The 13932-nt window shown below is 68.2% G+C and carries 18 protein-coding genes; 7 read left to right on the top strand and 11 right to left on the bottom strand.

What is annotated here, in order from left to right:
- Positions 1–103: 103 nt before the first annotated feature.
- Entirely contained in the window at positions 104–1405 is a 1302-nt protein-coding gene (locus tag NL114_RS02470; RefSeq protein ID WP_254823222.1) for a M28 family peptidase, read from the top strand.
- Between the two features lie 98 nt (positions 1406–1503).
- The gene (locus tag NL114_RS02475) at positions 1504–2565 is read left to right on the top strand and encodes a polyprenyl synthetase family protein (protein WP_254823223.1); all 1062 of its coding nucleotides are present in this window, start codon (positions 1504–1506) and stop codon (positions 2563–2565) included.
- A 150-nt stretch (positions 2566–2715) separates the two neighbouring features.
- Here the strand turns inward: NL114_RS02475 and NL114_RS02480 are convergent, their stop codons facing one another.
- The 8 genes from NL114_RS02480 to NL114_RS02515 all read right to left on the bottom strand — a co-directional run bounded on the left by NL114_RS02480 (position 2716) and on the right by NL114_RS02515 (position 8118).
- Entirely contained in the window at positions 2716–2985 is a 270-nt protein-coding gene (locus NL114_RS02480; RefSeq protein ID WP_254823224.1) for a DUF7314 family protein, read from the bottom strand.
- 8 nt (positions 2986–2993) lie between these two features.
- Positions 2994–3374: a DUF7315 family membrane protein gene (locus tag NL114_RS02485; RefSeq protein WP_434084105.1), complete on the bottom strand. Its 381-nt coding sequence runs from the start codon at positions 3372–3374 to the stop codon at positions 2994–2996.
- Between the two features lie 155 nt (positions 3375–3529).
- Positions 3530–4378 carry a cytochrome b family protein gene (locus NL114_RS02490; protein ID WP_254823225.1) on the bottom strand — a complete coding sequence of 283 codons (849 nt, stop codon included), beginning with the start codon at positions 4376–4378 and terminating at the stop codon, positions 3530–3532.
- Positions 4379–4384: 6 nt separating this feature from the next.
- A complete protein-coding gene (locus NL114_RS02495) occupies positions 4385–5179 on the bottom strand; it encodes a cytochrome b (protein WP_254823226.1) in 795 nt (264 codons plus the stop codon).
- Positions 5180–5272: 93 nt separating this feature from the next.
- The gene (locus NL114_RS02500; RefSeq protein WP_254823227.1) at positions 5273–6115 is read right to left on the bottom strand and encodes a Rieske (2Fe-2S) protein; all 843 of its coding nucleotides are present in this window, start codon (positions 6113–6115) and stop codon (positions 5273–5275) included.
- Positions 6115–6501: a DUF7318 family protein gene (locus NL114_RS02505; protein WP_254823228.1), complete on the bottom strand. Its 387-nt coding sequence runs from the start codon at positions 6499–6501 to the stop codon at positions 6115–6117. The genes NL114_RS02500 and NL114_RS02505 overlap by 1 nt, the downstream gene beginning before the upstream one ends.
- A 1-nt stretch (position 6502) precedes the next feature.
- The gene (locus NL114_RS02510) at positions 6503–7063 is read right to left on the bottom strand and encodes a plastocyanin/azurin family copper-binding protein (RefSeq protein ID WP_254823229.1); all 561 of its coding nucleotides are present in this window, start codon (positions 7061–7063) and stop codon (positions 6503–6505) included.
- 140 nt (positions 7064–7203) lie between these two features.
- On the bottom strand, positions 7204–8118 hold the full coding sequence (locus NL114_RS02515) for a DUF7319 domain-containing protein (RefSeq protein WP_254823230.1): 915 nt from the start codon (positions 8116–8118) through the stop codon (positions 7204–7206).
- A 123-nt stretch (positions 8119–8241) separates the two neighbouring features.
- Here NL114_RS02515 and NL114_RS02520 point away from each other — a divergent pair, with 123 nt between their 5' ends.
- Both NL114_RS02520 and NL114_RS02525 read left to right on the top strand, forming a co-directional pair.
- Complete coding sequence (locus NL114_RS02520; protein WP_254823231.1) at positions 8242–8883, top strand: helix-turn-helix domain-containing protein; 642 nt, start codon at positions 8242–8244, stop codon at positions 8881–8883.
- An 89-nt stretch (positions 8884–8972) separates the two neighbouring features.
- Complete coding sequence (locus NL114_RS02525) at positions 8973–9476, top strand: DUF7321 family protein (RefSeq protein WP_254823232.1); 504 nt, start codon at positions 8973–8975, stop codon at positions 9474–9476.
- 90 nt (positions 9477–9566) lie between these two features.
- On the opposite strand, the gene nth is transcribed toward NL114_RS02525, so the two are convergent.
- Positions 9567–10250 carry an endonuclease III gene (gene nth, locus NL114_RS02530; protein ID WP_254823233.1) on the bottom strand — a complete coding sequence of 228 codons (684 nt, stop codon included), beginning with the start codon at positions 10248–10250 and terminating at the stop codon, positions 9567–9569.
- A 119-nt stretch (positions 10251–10369) separates the two neighbouring features.
- On the opposite strand from nth, the gene NL114_RS02535 reads away from it, so the two are divergent.
- Positions 10370–10936, top strand: coding sequence for a hypothetical protein (locus NL114_RS02535; protein WP_254823234.1), 567 nt, complete (start codon positions 10370–10372; stop codon positions 10934–10936).
- Between the two features lie 145 nt (positions 10937–11081).
- Here NL114_RS02535 and NL114_RS02540 read toward each other — a convergent pair whose 3' ends face one another.
- Together NL114_RS02540 and NL114_RS02545 are read right to left on the bottom strand one after the other, a co-directional pair.
- Positions 11082–12224 (bottom strand): acyl-CoA dehydrogenase family protein, encoded by a 1143-nt coding sequence (locus NL114_RS02540; protein WP_254823235.1) that lies wholly within the window; start codon positions 12222–12224, stop codon positions 11082–11084.
- 94 nt (positions 12225–12318) lie between these two features.
- The gene (locus tag NL114_RS02545; RefSeq protein WP_254823236.1) at positions 12319–12783 is read right to left on the bottom strand and encodes a plastocyanin/azurin family copper-binding protein; all 465 of its coding nucleotides are present in this window, start codon (positions 12781–12783) and stop codon (positions 12319–12321) included.
- 153 nt (positions 12784–12936) lie between these two features.
- Here NL114_RS02545 and NL114_RS02550 point away from each other — a divergent pair, with 153 nt between their 5' ends.
- Together NL114_RS02550 and NL114_RS02555 are read left to right on the top strand one after the other, a co-directional pair.
- Positions 12937–13305, top strand: coding sequence for a universal stress protein (locus NL114_RS02550; RefSeq protein ID WP_254823237.1), 369 nt, complete (start codon positions 12937–12939; stop codon positions 13303–13305).
- Entirely contained in the window at positions 13302–13841 is a 540-nt protein-coding gene (locus NL114_RS02555; RefSeq protein WP_254823238.1) for a GNAT family N-acetyltransferase, read from the top strand. Before NL114_RS02550 ends, NL114_RS02555 begins: the two co-directional genes overlap by 4 nt.
- The last annotated feature ends 91 nt before the right edge of the window (positions 13842–13932 follow it).

A 13932-nucleotide genomic window follows, 5' to 3' on the forward strand; every position in this document is an offset into this window, starting at 1 on the left:
CGGTTCACTCTCCCTCGAACGGACCCGTGCCGTGACCGACCGACACCCGGCCCGTCGGGACGGGGGGCGTGTCTTTTTGCCCTCGCCGCCCCCCTACGTGGCCATGTCCGACTGGATCGGCGAGACGTTCACGAGCGATATCGGCTGGGACCACCTCGAGACGCTGGTGGATATCGGGAACCGGATGGCCGGCAGCGAGGGCGAGCGCCGGGCCGCCGAGGCGACCCGTGATGCGCTGGCCGCGGTCGGCGCGCGCGACGCCCGCCTCGAACCGTTCGATATCCAGGGCTGGGTCCGCGGCTCCTCGGCGGTGGCAACCGACGCGGGGACCGAGGCGTGCATCGCGCTCCCGCGCTCGCCCGCGGACGAGGTCACGGGCGAGCTGGTCGATGTCGGCTACGGCCTGCCCGAGGACTTCGACCGTGACCTCGAGGGGAAAGTCGTCATGGCGGCCTCGAACGTGCCCGAATGGTACGACCGCTTCCTCCACCGGCGCGAGAAGTACTACCACGCCGTCGAGGGCGGCGCGGCGGCGTTCGTCTTCCGGAACCACGTCGAGGGCTGTCTCGCACCCACCGGCAGCGTCGGCACCCCCGAGGCCCCCATCGGTGACATCCCCGCCGTCGGCGTCTCGAAGGAGGTCGGCGCCCGGCTCGCTCGCCGGCACGAGGGCGAGGAGGTGACCGCCCGGGTCGGCTGCGAGACGCCCGACGCGACCAGCCGGAACGTCCACGCAGACCTCGGGCCCGACACGGACGAGGCGGTCCTCCTGACGAGCCACATCGACGCACACGACATCGCCGAGGGGGCGAGCGACAACGGCGCCGGCACGGCGATGGTCGTCGAACTCGCCCGCGCGCTGGCCGCACGGGAGTCCGAACTGGACACACGTGTCCACGTCGTCTGCTACGGCGCCGAGGAGGTCGGCCTGCTCGGCTCGGGCTACGACGCCACACAGCGCGACCTCGACGACGTGACGGCCGTCGTGAACAACGACGGCGTGGTGACCGCTCGAACCCTGAAGGCGTACACGCACGGGTTCGACGGGCTCCGGGACGCGGTGGAGACGGTCGCCAACCGGTTCGACCACCCCATCGAGACGACGCCGCGCCTCGGGCCGCACAGCGACCACTGGCAGTACGTCAAGTGGGGCGTTCCGGGCTACCACCTGACCAGTCACACCGGCTCCGCGGACCGCGGCTGGGGCCACACCCGGGCCGACACGCTGGACAAACTGGAGGCCCGGACCCTCCGCGAGCAGGCCATCCTGCTGACCGAACTCGTCGTCTACCTCGCGGCCGACGGGACGACCGTCGCCCACCGCGATTCCGAGGACATCGCGTCGCAACTGGAAGCCGAGGACTACGCCGAGGGGCTGAAGGTCACCGGCGACTGGCCGTACTGAGCGTCCCCATGCCCGAGTCCCCCAGCAGTGTGACCTCGCGGCTGGGACGGCCGGAGCGACGCGCAAGCGTTTAGTCCGGTCCCGGATTGCGATTGCTCATGCGCGAGGTACTCGCGGAGTGGCGGCCGGTCGTCGACGAGACCATCGAGGAGCTGCTCCCCCGCGAGATCGACGAGGACTACCTCACGGACTACTTCGGCCCCGCCGCCTACCGGTACGACCCCGAAGCCATCCAGACGGCGCTCGCGGACCCCATCTGGAACCTGCTGGACCGGGGTGGCAAACGCTGGCGGGCGGTCCTCCTGCTCGTCCTCGTCGACGGGTTCGGGGAGGACCCGGAGGAGTACCTCCAGTACGCCTGCATCCCCGAGATCCTCCACAACGGCACCATCATCGTCGACGACGTGGAGGACGGCGCCACGATGCGCCGGGGCGAGCCCGCCCTCCACCACGAGTTCGGTGTCGATATCGCGCTGAACGCCGGCAACGCGATGTACTTCCTCCCGCTGAAGGTCATCACCCGGAACCCCGCGGACCTCGACGCGGAGACCCGACTCGCGGCCTACGAGATGCTGATGCACGAACTCAACCGGACCCACCTCGGCCAGGGGATGGACATCCGGTGGCACAACGCCCGCGACGTGGACCTGACCGAGGACGAGTACCTCGAGATGTCCGCCTGCAAGACGGGCGCACTGGGCCGCATCGTCGCCCGGCTCGCGGCCATCATCACGGACAACGAGGCCGACGAACTCGACGTGGCCCGCTTCGCCGAGTCGATGAGCGTCGCCTTCCAGATCGCCGACGACATCCTCGACATCGAGCACGCGATGGAGGCCGGCGGCGACTTCGGCAAGGGCGTCGGCAACGACATCCGGGAGGGGAAGAAGACCCTCCCGGTCATCCACGCGGTCACGCACGCCGACCGCGGCGACGCCGAACGGCTCGTCGACATCCTCTGGAGCGACGAGAACACCGACGCCGAGGTCAGCGAGGCCATCGGGGTGCTCCAGTCGACCGGCAGCGTCGACTACGCCCGTGAACAGGCCGAGGCGCTCGCCGCCGACGCACGCGACCACCTGGACGAGGCCGACCTCGACCCCGGCGCCGCCGAACAGCTGGCCGACTTCACACGGTTCGTCGTCGAGCGGGACGTCTGATATCCTGTATATTCGAACCGTTCTTCGATAATCCACCCCCTCCGAGAGATATCGACACGGCTGTTCTCCCGTGTCATCGGTGCCGGAGAAACGCAGGAAGTCGAGGGACGACGGTCGAGCGGCGGCCGTCGCCGTGTGTAGGCTGCCGTGTCAGTTCTCGGGCTCGCCGCGGTAGGCGCGCCGGGCCTCCCGCATCGCCGGGATGACGACCCAGAACGTGATGGCGCCGAGGATGGCGAACCAGAACAGGACGTCCTTCAGGAGGAGCGCGACGGTGTCGTAGAACGTCGCGGCCTCCGGTTCCGGTGCGATGAGCTGGGTGCTCTCGAAGCCGGCCGTGGTGTACCAGCCGGCCAGCGTCATCCAGCCCAGCCCCGCCGTCACGAGGATGCCGAAGCCCTTGGCGAACTCGTCTGCCATACTCGCGCTTAGCTCTCGCCGTCTTTAGGGTTTCCCATTCCCGCCGTCCGGAACCGCGTGGAGAACGCGTACACCGCGGCCCCCGCGGCGATGCTCAGCAGGCCCGCGACCGCCAGCACGACGTTCACCTCGTTCAGGTCGCGGCTCGCCCGACCCGTCGCCGTGTCGAGCAGGATGAAGCCCGCGAGGACGGCGACGACCGCGAACAGCGTCGAGAAGACCGTGATGCGCTTGTAGAGCGCCAGCGGCACGACCACGTCGCGGCCGCCGGCGCCCTCGGGCTCGACCTCGGCGTCCGAGACCGACGGCCCCTCGTCGAGTTCCGGGTCGGGTGCGTGGTCCGGCGCCGGCTCGCCAGCGTCCGCGTTCGCGCCCTCGCTGTCCGTCATCACGCCGACTACGCGAGGGACGCACTTGAGGATTGAGAGTGCGGCGCGATGTGCGAGCCGACCGGACCCACGGCGAGGCTGCTTGGCGCCGCGGTCGCTATCGGACGCGGAGAACAGTGAGAACGACCGGGAAGACGGACGGTCGGGGGTCGGCGTTACTTCGGCGGCCGCAGCCGGTAGTAGCGCCGGTTCAGCTCGAACATGTACCCCTCCCGCATCGACTTCAGCACCGCGTAGGTGAGGAAGCCGCCCACGAAGGGCAGCAGGAACGTCAGGTCGAACAGCAGGTGGGAGTCCATCGGGAACAGGTTCTTGACCGACAGCGTACTGATGGTGAGGGCGAAGATGACGCCGAAGACGCCGACCGCCGCCCAGAACGGCTGCTCGACGGGGCGCCGGGCCGCACCCTTGTTCAGGAACGGCACGATGGCGATGAAACCCACGACGACCAGATTGGCGACGACGCCGTAGGTCCGGTCGGCCATCAGCTTGCTCCCGCCCAGCAGCGCCAGGTCCGGGTTCAGCGGCCCGAGCTTGAGCAGCCCGAACGACCAGTAGAGATACCAGTCCGGCAGGATGACTGCCGGCGTCTGGGACGGGTTGGCCGGCGCCCCGATGTGGGGCGGCAGCGCCGCCGAGAGGAAGACCATCATGCCGACGAAGAAGCTCGTCAGCGCGAGGTTCCGGATCATCTCGTGGGGCCATACCGGGAACGCCAGCACGTCCCGCTCGACGTAGTCGCTCTCCGTCCGCAGGTCCTGGTCCTCGCGGCGCGCCCGCTCGAAGTACTCGTAGGTCAGCTGCGAGAGCCCCTGCGTGCGCTCCTTGCGCTCGCGCCACGTCGGCGTCTCGTCGTCCGGCGCGACGATACCGCTCCCGTCGGCGGCAGCCTCCTTGCCGCCGTCAGAGCGGACCTCTGACGAGGCTCGGCTCGCGTCGCTCGCCTCACCGCCGTCCGTGGCGGTCTCCTTCGCGTCGTCGGTGGTGGTGGTTTCGTTGCTCATTGTTGATCAGTGCGGCTCCGCGATGCCCTGCATCCAGACGATGCCGATGTGGATGGCGATGAGCGCCGTCGTGATGAACGGCAGGAAGAACACGTGCAGGATGTACATCCGTTGCAGCGTGGACTGGCTCAGGGTGAACCCGCCGAACAGCAGCTGGGCCACCCACTCACCCGCCAACGGCACTGATAACGCCATCTCGACCCCGATCTGTCCGGCCCAGAAGGCCAGCTGGTCCCACGGGAGCAGGTAGCCCGTGTACCCGAAGACCATCGTCAGCGAGATGAGCACGATGCCGATGATCCAGTTCAGTTCGCGGGGCTCCTTGTACGCGCCCGTGAAGTAGACGCGCAGCATGTGGAGGAAGACCGCCGCGACCATCACCTGCGCCGACCAGCGGTGGAGGCTCCGCAGGAAGAAGCCGAACCGCAGGTCGGTCATGATGAAGGTGATGGAGTTGTACGCCGTCGAGGGGTCGCCCGTGGTCGCGGGCGAGTAGTAGAAGCCAAGCAGCGCTCCCGAGATGGCTGCGACGACGTAGGCGATGGTACTGAAGCTCCCGAGTGCGTACAGGGGGTACCAGTACCAGAACTTGTTGTCCAGGTTGTACTGTTCCGTGTGGCTCTTCGGCATCTGCATGTTGATCTTGTAGTACAGGTCCTCGAGCAGCTCGAGGTAATCAACGATGCGGAGCCGCTTGTCGAGCCACATCAGCGTCGTGAGGTAGACCGTCTCGACCGGAGTCAGGTCCCGCTCCTTCATCCAGCCCTCGTGGTCGTACTCGTCCTTGCGTTCCAGACTCATGTTGTGTGGTTCCCGTCTCCCGGTTTCCGTGGTGACCGCCTGCCCGATTGTTGGTGCCGATACGACTTATAGCCGTGGTTCGCGACCCGTCAGCTACTCGGGGCGCGGCAGCGCGACGAACGACACGTTGACGATACTGAACGGGTCGTAGATCGACTGGTGGCACTGGCAGTAGACACCGTCCTCGGCACCGAACTTGGCGCTACCCTCGTAGGCCTTGAACGCCGGCACGCAGCAGAAGTGCGTACATTTGTCGACCCACGCCATGAACCCGTCCTCGGTGGTCGTGGCGCGGAGCCAGTCGCCGTCGATGTCCTCCGGCGGGTTCTCGCGCATCTCGATAATCTTCGGCGAGCGGAGTACCTGCACCGGGATGGTCGAGGACGGCGGTACGTCCTCGGAGCGCCAGTTGGCCATCGCGGGCTTGCCGAGTCCGGCCTTGCCGATGCCACCGTTCCACTCGCGGAAGTCCTCGAACAGGTCCGCCGTGATAGGGTCCCCCGGCTCCAGCTGCTCGGACTGCCAGTCGTACGGCGGCGAGGCGGCCGCCTTGAACACGTTGTTCTGGTCGGCACCGGGCTGCACACCGGGGTAGGTCTGCACACCGCAGTACTGGAACGCGGCCGAGGTGTACGTCGAGCCACCCAGCTGCATCTTCGCGACGCCGTCCTCGACGGTGTCGGGCCAGATGCCGACGAGTTCGCCGGCGTCGTTCTTCTTCACCGGTACCTGCGGCATGCCGCGTGGGGCGGGCCCGTCCGTGTTCTCGATGGCGAAGTACTGTGTGATACCACCGCCAGCTCCGGAGGACGAGGTCGCGGTGTTGACCGCGACCGCCGAGCCGGTGCCGATACCGGCCAGGGTCGCGCTCCCGACGACGCCCTTGACGAAGCGCCGTCGGCCGCTCTCGGCCGGATACTTGTCGTCTGCGCTCATTATTTCTTGTAGTAGGGGTAGACCGCGCGCTTCACCGACTCCCAGGCGTCGGGTACCGAATCGGTTCCGTGCATGTCCTCCTCGCGGACGTAGAGGTCCTCCCACTTCCGCCGGCGCTTCTTGACGATCATCACGTCCGGAAGGAACTCCTTCCGGTAGAGGAGCAGGATGAACGCCAGGTCCAGGAAGATGACCGCGAGCATCCCGCCGAGGAACATGTTCCCGAACTCGGACATCGCCCAGCCCGCGACGAGCCCGTAGGTGAACAGGCCCACGAAGACGACCTCGACGACCGTCAGGAGGACGATGCCGATGAGAGCCGCCGTCGACTCGCTTGGGGGCTCGTAGCGGTGGATGGCGCCGTATGTGTTGTTACCCGAACTCATCTCAGTCACCCCCGCTCGCGTGCGGGCTCTCGCCGTACTTGAGCATGAAGAACGTGAACATCACCGACACGAGGATGGCGAGGATGGTCGCGATGCCCACGAAGTGTGCCTGGATAGGGACACCCATGTGCTTGGGGTCGGCCTCCTTCTGCCCGCCACCTCCGCCGCCGGGCTTCTTCCCTTCCTCGTTGACGATGACCTGCCCGGCCATCGAGGGCGCGTGCGGGAAACACTGGTACTCGTAGGTACCCTTCGTCTCGAACGTGTGCTCGTACTCGTGGCCCGTGTTGTACGTCTTCGTCTTCGGGCCCTCCGTGCCCTCCCAGGTGGCGCCCTCCGGTGTGGAGAGGACCTGGATGTTGTGGTTGTCCGAATCCCAGACCCACTTCACGGTGTCGCCCGGTTTGACGTACACCTCAGAGGGCTCGTAGACGAGGTTGCCGCCAGGGCCGACGGTGACCTCGGCGGCCTGGGCGCTGGCCGTGCCCGCGGTGCTGGCGGACGCTGCCGCGGCGACGGCGGTCGCCCCGGCACCGGTCCGCAGGAACTCCCGTCTGTTCATATACACCAAGGACTCCGGATTACGCGCGTATAAACTCACCGAACGCAACGCCGTGGTGCCGGCCTCGGTAGGGTTCGAGAGCGGCACACACGCCGGTTCGCACCCGGCGTATCAACCCGTTGCAATCACCGGTCGGAAGGTCAGGCGGCCGACTCGCCATCGTCGTCGGGCTCGGCCAGCTCGGGGTGCTCCTCGAGCAGGTCGTCCATGAACGCCGGTCGGTCCTCGCCCTCCATCCCGAGCGCCCGCAGACGGTTCCGGTACTCCTCGGCCCGGAACTTGTCCGAGAGCCGGGCGTTGGCCACCGTGAAGAAGAGGATGAACGCGATGAGGAGGAAGAACAGCCCCGCGACGACGAGAACCGAACTCCCCTCCCGGCCGTTCAGGGCCGAGACGATGCCGCCGCCGAGCAGGACGAGCCCCGCGAGTACCTGCACCCCGGCGACGATCTGCAGCATCAGGTTCCCCCGCTCGCCGCTCCCCTCGGGCACCTCCATCGGGTCCGGCAGCAACTCGCCGTCGGGCATCTCGTCGGCTTCGTACTCCTCCATCGAGCACAGCGCCACAACCGGCTTCACGTCGCGCAGGACCGTCCCGGAGCCCTCGACGCTGCCGTCCTCGTAGACGACGGCGTACCCCTCGTCGGAGTACGCGACGATGCGGTCGGGGTCGGCGAGCCGCTCGACGCGGGCGAACACGTCCCGACGGACGACGGCCGCCTTGATGTCGGCCTCCACCCGGTCCATCAGCTCCTCGCCCGTAATCCACGTGTCCGGGTCGAACGCGGCGTCCCACTCCTTCGGGGACATCCGCTTCATGTCCTCGGGCGTGAAGTCCTCGAAATCGTACTGCTTCTCGACCTGTGCCCGGAGCTCGTCGGTACCGGGGTCGCCCGTCGCCCCACCGTCGGCATCATCGATGTCGGCGGCGCCCTCGGCTGTCGTCTCGCCGCTCCCACCCGCCTCCTGCCCGCGGCTGTCGCGTGGCTCGTCGCCGCGCGGTGCCTCGGCGTCGCCATCCGCCTCCTCGCTGGGGGTGGACCGGGGGTCAGCCATCGCCCGAACCTACGGCTGCTCGCGGTAAACCGTTTCCGACGCATCCGCCCGTCGCTGACGGGGGACAGCCCGCCGCCGGGAAGGGGCAGAGACTATGCACGTCCGTTCCTCACGGACGTATCGATGCCGGACGTTCGCGAGGCCGTGTTACATATCGACCGTTCCCAGCTTGAGGCCCTCGGGATGGACGGGCTGTTCGAGGCCGCCACCGAGGCCGGAATCCGCGACGTGCAGGACCTCGTCTGGCGTGGCTCGAGCGGTATCGTCCTCATCCGTCTGGAGAACCCGGTCGCCGACGGCCGGATCGACGACCTCGAGCCAATCGTCTGGTGGGAGCGTATCGAGGGGGACGGCTCCGGCGCGGCCTATCTCTGCGAGATCAGCATCCCCGAACTCCCGGAGGAGCAGGACGCCATCACCCGGAACGTCCGCGGGATGAACGAGCGTGGCATCCAGGTGTCCGTCGTCGGGTCCCAGGAGGACATCAGCCGTGGTGTCGAGCGCCTCGGCGAGGTCGGCATCAGCGCCCGTGTCGAACGGTTCGCCGACTACCGCGGCCCCTCGGCCCCGCTGGACGCGCTCACCGACCGCCAGCGCGAGGTCGTCGAGGTCGCCCACGAACTGGGCTACTTCGAGGTCCCCCGCTCGGCCACCCCCGAGGACATCGCCGCCGAACTCGGCCTCGAACCCTCGACGGTCGGCGAACATCTCCGCCGCGCGCAGGCGAACCTGATCGACAACCTCCTCGGCGAGCGCGAGGACTGAGGCCGCCCAGCGCCCGGGGCCACGCGAGGGTCGACCCGTCCCTTCCGCCATCGGGACGCTCAAACGACTCCGCCCCCTACTGCCGGGTGATGGTCTCGGACGCCCTCGTCGCCACGCTGGTCGCCGTGGCGGTGACGCTGTCGCTCCCCTGCTTCCTCTACGGCGCGTGGATCATGATCGACGCCGAGGCGGTGACCTGGGGCGTCCTCACCTACCACCTCAAGTTCATCTTCACGGGCCTGGCGCTGACGACGGTCCCGCTCGTCGGCTGGATGTTCCCCCGACTGTTCGGTATCTGGGGGCACAGCGCCCAGTTCGGCGGCTACTCCGCCGTCCACGCCTTCATCGGCCTCACCGCCTACGCCTTCCTCCTGTTCGCGTTCACCGGCATCGTCCGCATCTTCCGCGCGAAGTGGGAACACGACCTCTACCACGACTACGACGAGGACGTGCTGCTGGAGGAGATCGGCTCCGAGCGCATGAGCCACTGGCGCTCGCGCCTGCGCGTCGGCGTGTTCGGCTACACCTTCTTCTGGATCATCGCGTGGCTGACGGGGGTCTCGCGGTTCGTGCTGCGGTACGTGGTGACCTGACCCGACGCCGATACCATGATCAGATATCGAGATATTCAGGCTGTTCGTCCCGTGCAGCCGAAGTTACCGAGTAATCATGACGGCTGCCGTTCACCACGCCTCGCCGCTCGCGAGGTCCACGTCCGCGTCGCCCTTCTCCGAGGGACAGATGTCCGCCAGGGTGCAGTCGGCACATGAGGGGTTCCGCGCCGTACACGTCTCCCGACCGTGACTGATGAGCAGATGGGTGAGGTCCCGCCACTCCTCCTCCGGGACGATATCCATGAGATCCTGCTCGATGGTCTCCGGCCGCTCTTCCTCGGTCAGCCCGAGCCGCCGGGAGATACGCTGGACGTGCGTGTCGACCACGATACCCTCGACGACCTCGTGGCCGTGCTGGAGGACGACGTTCGCGGTCTTGCGGCCCACGCCCGGCAGGTCCGTCAGCGCCGACATCGTGTCGGGGACCTCGCCGTCGTGTTCCTCGACGAGCATCTCGCCGATACCCTTCAGGTAGCCGCCCTTGTTGTTGTGGAAGGTGATGCCGTAGATGTCCTCGGCGAGCTGCTCCTCGCTCGCCTCGGCGTAGTCCTCGGCCGACCGGTACTCCTCGAACAGCTCCGCGGTGACCTCGTTGACGCGCTCGTCGGTACACTGCGCGCTGAGGACGACCGCGACGAGTAGTTCGAGGCGGTTCGAGAAGTCCAGCGATATCTCCGGCTCCGGGTACTGCTCGTACAGCCGGTCGACGACTTCGGCGGCCTGTGCCTCCCGGGACGAAAGCGGCGTGCCCATACCAGGGACGCGGGCGGGTGCCCCTTGAGTCGTGGCCTTTCCCGCGGCTCCGGCCGGCTTCGCCCAGATGACCGGTCGGTGGCCGGGAGCCTCAAGTCCGCCCGGGGCCGCGTGCCGGTATGGAGCGGCTCTCGTTCACCGTCCGGTATCCGGAGTACGGCCACCTGGAGGCCGCTATCGCGTTCGCCCTGTTCGCGCTGGTGGTCCACCGGGCGACGCCGGCACTGGCCGGGCCGCTCGCAGAGGCCACCGGCACGACCCCGGGCCGCATCCGCCTGGGCTTCGCGATTCTACTGTGGGTCGCGCTCGCCATCGCACTCGCCGTCTCGGCCGTCCGCCAGCGGCGCGGCCGTGCCCCGGAGTTCGCCGCACGCGATGTGCTCGTGAAGTTCCTCGAACAGCACCGCCCGGACCCGGCCCGCCACGCCGTCCACGGGGCCGCCGCACTGGGTGGACTCGTCATCGTCGCCGTGGGGTACGCCCGGTTCGTCGACGCACTCGACGGTGCCATCGTGCTCGCCCGGCGACTCGTCGCGGGGGTGCCGCTGGGCGGAGCGGCCCTCACCAGCGTCGCGTGGGGAATCGTCTTCCTCGCCGGCCTCGTCGGCCTCGCCGTGGGCGGCGACCGGTTCCTCGTCGGCCTCGCACGGGAGGCCCTGTACCGGTACCACTCCGCCCGGCTCTGAGCCCGGAACCGGCCCCGGAGCCGGCGCTCACCGGGTGGAACGGCGTGCGGGTCCTCCCCTACCCGGGGACCCGCATGAGCAACTCTGAATCTCAGGGGGAAACCTCTTGTGGGCCGGTAGCAGCCCAGGTTCGGGGTTCGAGGGGTTACAGTCCGAGTTCGCGGCCGATGACGAGATGCTGGATCTCGCTGGTGCCCTCGCCGATCTCCATCAGCTTCGCATCCCGGTAGAACCGCTGGGGGGCGAAGTCCTCCGTATAGCCGTAGCCGCCGAGCGTCTGGACGGCCTCCTCGGCGACCTCCCGGCTGACCTCGGAGGCATCCAGCTTCGCGAGCGAGGAGATGCGGGTGACGTTCTCGCCGTCGTCGTACATGGTGGCGGCCTTGTGGGTGAGCAGGCGCGCCCGCTCGATCTTCCGGTCCATGTCCACGACCTTGTCGCGGATGGCGTCGAACTTCGAGATGGGCTTGCCGAACTGCTCGCGCTCGGTGGCGTACTCCTTCGCGGCCTCGAACGCGCCCTGTGCGAGGCCCGTCGAGAGCGCCGCGATGGAGATGCGGCCGCCGTCGAGGGTCTTCTTGGTCTGCTTCCAGCCCTCGCCCTCCTCTCCGAGGAGACGGTCCTCGGGGATGCGGACATTGTCGAGCTGGAGCTCACACGTGGGCGAGGCGTTCAGCCCCATCTTGTCCCACACCGTCGAGACCTCGAAGCCGTCGTCGTTCTCGGGGTCGACGATGAACGTGGAGATGCCGTCGTAGCCCGCGCCCGGCTCCGTGACGGCCTTCACGAGCACGGAGTTGGCGACGTTCGCGTTCGTGATGAACTGCTTCGTCCCGTTGATGACGTACTCGTCCCCGTCCTTCTCGGCCATCGTGTCCATATCCGAGGCGTCGCTCCCGGAGGAGGGCTCGGTGAGTGCCCACGCGCCCATCTCCTCTCCCTCTGCGAGCGGCCGGAGCCACTCCTCCTTCTGTGCCTCGGTGCCGAACGCCTCGATGGGCTTGCTCCCCAGCGAGGTGTGGGCGACGTACGAGAGGCCGATGGAACCGGAGACGCGGCCGAGCTCCTCGGCGACGAGCGAGTACATGAGGTAGTCGCCGCCGGCGCCGCCGTACTCCTCGGCCACCGGGACCCCCATCAGGTCCAGGTCACCCAGCTCCTCGAACACCTCGGCGGGGAAGCGGTGTTCGTCCTCGATCTCCTGGGCGATGGGCTCGATCTCGGCCTCACAGAAGTCACGAACCGTATCCCGGATCATCCGATGCTCGCCGGGTAGCTCGAAGTCCATGCCCAATCCTCCGGTCCAGTGGCCATAAAACTCACTCCAACCCCCGACCACGGACGGTCAGTGGTCGCTGGCCCGTGTGCCTGCCGAACGGCGGCTACTCCACCGTGAGCGTTCCGACCATCCCCTGTCCCCGGTGTGGCTGGCAGAAGTACTCGTAGGTCCCGGCCGTCGAGAACGTGTGGACGTGGGTGTACCCCTCGTCGTGCGTCTCCTCCCCGGTCCCGTTCCAGTTCTCGCCCTCGGGCTGGCTCTCGACGGTCACCGTGTGGAAGTCCGACTCCCAGGTCCACTGGACCGTCGCGTCCGTCGAGACGGTCACCTCGGCCGGGTCGAACACGAGCGAGCCACCGGGCCCGACGATGATCTCCTGGTCGGGCTCCACGGGTGTCGGGGTCGGGGTCGGGGTCGGGGTCGCATCGCCACCGTTGTCTCCATCACCGCCCCCGTCGCCACCATCGCTCCCACCGTCCCCGCCGCCCCCGCCACAGCCAGCCAGGGTGGTCGCCAGTGCGGTTCCGCCGAGTGCGAGCAGCCGCCGCCGCGTCGTCCGGTCGGTCATGCCCGCGCCTTCCGGCTGGGTCCTCAAGTAACCGAAGGTCCACAGCGTCCCGCTCAGGGGGCGGGTTCCGAGAGCCGGTCGCTCGCGCCGTGGGCCCTGCCGAGTCACGTTGTCGCCGGGAGGCTTTTGCTCCGGCCCGCCGAGAGGCGACGCATGAAGGTACTGCTGGGCGTCGGTGGGAGCGACGACTCGCTCCGAGCGCTGGAGCGCGCCGTCGAACGAGCCCGAGAGGCCGGCGACGAGTTGACCGTCGCCGTCCTCGACAACCCGGAGAGCGCCGCCGCCGTCGACGATGTCGAGGAACGGGTCCGAGACACGCTCGCGGCGGCTGATGTCGACGCCGCGGTCCGGCGGCTGGAGGGCGACCCCGGCAGCCGGCTCGTCGACGTGGCCGAGCGCGAGGGCTTCGACCGCATCGTCCTCGGCGGCGGCGAGACCAGCCCGCTCGGGAAGATCCAGCTCGGGAGCATCGCGGAGTTCGTCGTCCTGAACGCCAGCGTCTCGGTCACCCTCGTCAGATGACTCGCGACTACCCCGACACGGTCGCCGGACCGTACGAACCGCCGCCGCGCACATTCACCGACCGCGCGGACCGCGAGCTCACCGTCCGGGTGTACGGCGAGGGCCCCGGTGACGACCTCGAGGCGCTGGTGGAGATGTACGAGGGCTACGACCCCGAGGACCGCGCCCAGGGCATCCCGCCCGCCGGCGAGGAGCGTATCCGGAGCTGGCTCGACACCATCACCGACGACGACTGCTACAACGTCGTCGCGTGGCACGACGACTGGCCCGCCGGCCACGCCACGCTCGTCCCGGACCGCGGCGGCGCCTACGAACTCGCCATCTTCGTCGACAGCGACTACCAGAACGCCGGCATCGGCACCCAGCTCATCGAGGGCCTGCTGGGTCACGGCCACGACATCGGCATCGAACGAGTGTGGCTCACGGTCGAACGCTGGAACGAACCCGCCATCAGCCTCTACCACAAGGTCGGCTTCGAGCGAACCGGCGACGGCAGCTTCGAACTCGAGATGACGGCCCGATTACGAGAAGAATAGGCGGTTTTACCGTGTTTCCGTAGCGATTGGCAGGTACGGCGACCGAACCACCTACGAAGCCCTCGCGCTCTCACAGGACGACTGCATCCAC

The organism is Haloglomus halophilum (assembly GCF_024298885.1).
In the GTDB taxonomy this organism is placed as follows: domain Archaea; phylum Halobacteriota; class Halobacteria; order Halobacteriales; family Haloarculaceae; genus Haloglomus; species Haloglomus halophilum.

Coding starts and splice junctions, on each gene's coding strand:
- NL114_RS02470 (WP_254823222.1), top strand. CDS start 104: ATGTCCGACTGGATCGGCGAGACGTTCACGAGCGATATCGGCTGGGAC.
- NL114_RS02475 (WP_254823223.1), top strand. CDS start 1,504: ATGCGCGAGGTACTCGCGGAGTGGCGGCCGGTCGTCGACGAGACCATC.
- NL114_RS02480 (WP_254823224.1), bottom strand. CDS start 2,985: ATGGCAGACGAGTTCGCCAAGGGCTTCGGCATCCTCGTGACGGCGGGG.
- NL114_RS02485 (WP_434084105.1), bottom strand. CDS start 3,374: ATGACGGACAGCGAGGGCGCGAACGCGGACGCTGGCGAGCCGGCGCCG.
- NL114_RS02490 (WP_254823225.1), bottom strand. CDS start 4,378: ATGAGCAACGAAACCACCACCACCGACGACGCGAAGGAGACCGCCACG.
- NL114_RS02495 (WP_254823226.1), bottom strand. CDS start 5,179: ATGAGTCTGGAACGCAAGGACGAGTACGACCACGAGGGCTGGATGAAG.
- NL114_RS02500 (WP_254823227.1), bottom strand. CDS start 6,115: ATGAGCGCAGACGACAAGTATCCGGCCGAGAGCGGCCGACGGCGCTTC.
- NL114_RS02505 (WP_254823228.1), bottom strand. CDS start 6,501: ATGAGTTCGGGTAACAACACATACGGCGCCATCCACCGCTACGAGCCC.
- NL114_RS02510 (WP_254823229.1), bottom strand. CDS start 7,063: ATGAACAGACGGGAGTTCCTGCGGACCGGTGCCGGGGCGACCGCCGTC.
- NL114_RS02515 (WP_254823230.1), bottom strand. CDS start 8,118: ATGGCTGACCCCCGGTCCACCCCCAGCGAGGAGGCGGATGGCGACGCC.
- NL114_RS02520 (WP_254823231.1), top strand. CDS start 8,242: ATGCCGGACGTTCGCGAGGCCGTGTTACATATCGACCGTTCCCAGCTT.
- NL114_RS02525 (WP_254823232.1), top strand. CDS start 8,973: ATGGTCTCGGACGCCCTCGTCGCCACGCTGGTCGCCGTGGCGGTGACG.
- nth (WP_254823233.1), bottom strand. CDS start 10,250: ATGGGCACGCCGCTTTCGTCCCGGGAGGCACAGGCCGCCGAAGTCGTC.
- NL114_RS02535 (WP_254823234.1), top strand. CDS start 10,370: ATGGAGCGGCTCTCGTTCACCGTCCGGTATCCGGAGTACGGCCACCTG.
- NL114_RS02540 (WP_254823235.1), bottom strand. CDS start 12,224: ATGGACTTCGAGCTACCCGGCGAGCATCGGATGATCCGGGATACGGTT.
- NL114_RS02545 (WP_254823236.1), bottom strand. CDS start 12,783: ATGACCGACCGGACGACGCGGCGGCGGCTGCTCGCACTCGGCGGAACC.
- NL114_RS02550 (WP_254823237.1), top strand. CDS start 12,937: ATGAAGGTACTGCTGGGCGTCGGTGGGAGCGACGACTCGCTCCGAGCG.
- NL114_RS02555 (WP_254823238.1), top strand. CDS start 13,302: ATGACTCGCGACTACCCCGACACGGTCGCCGGACCGTACGAACCGCCG.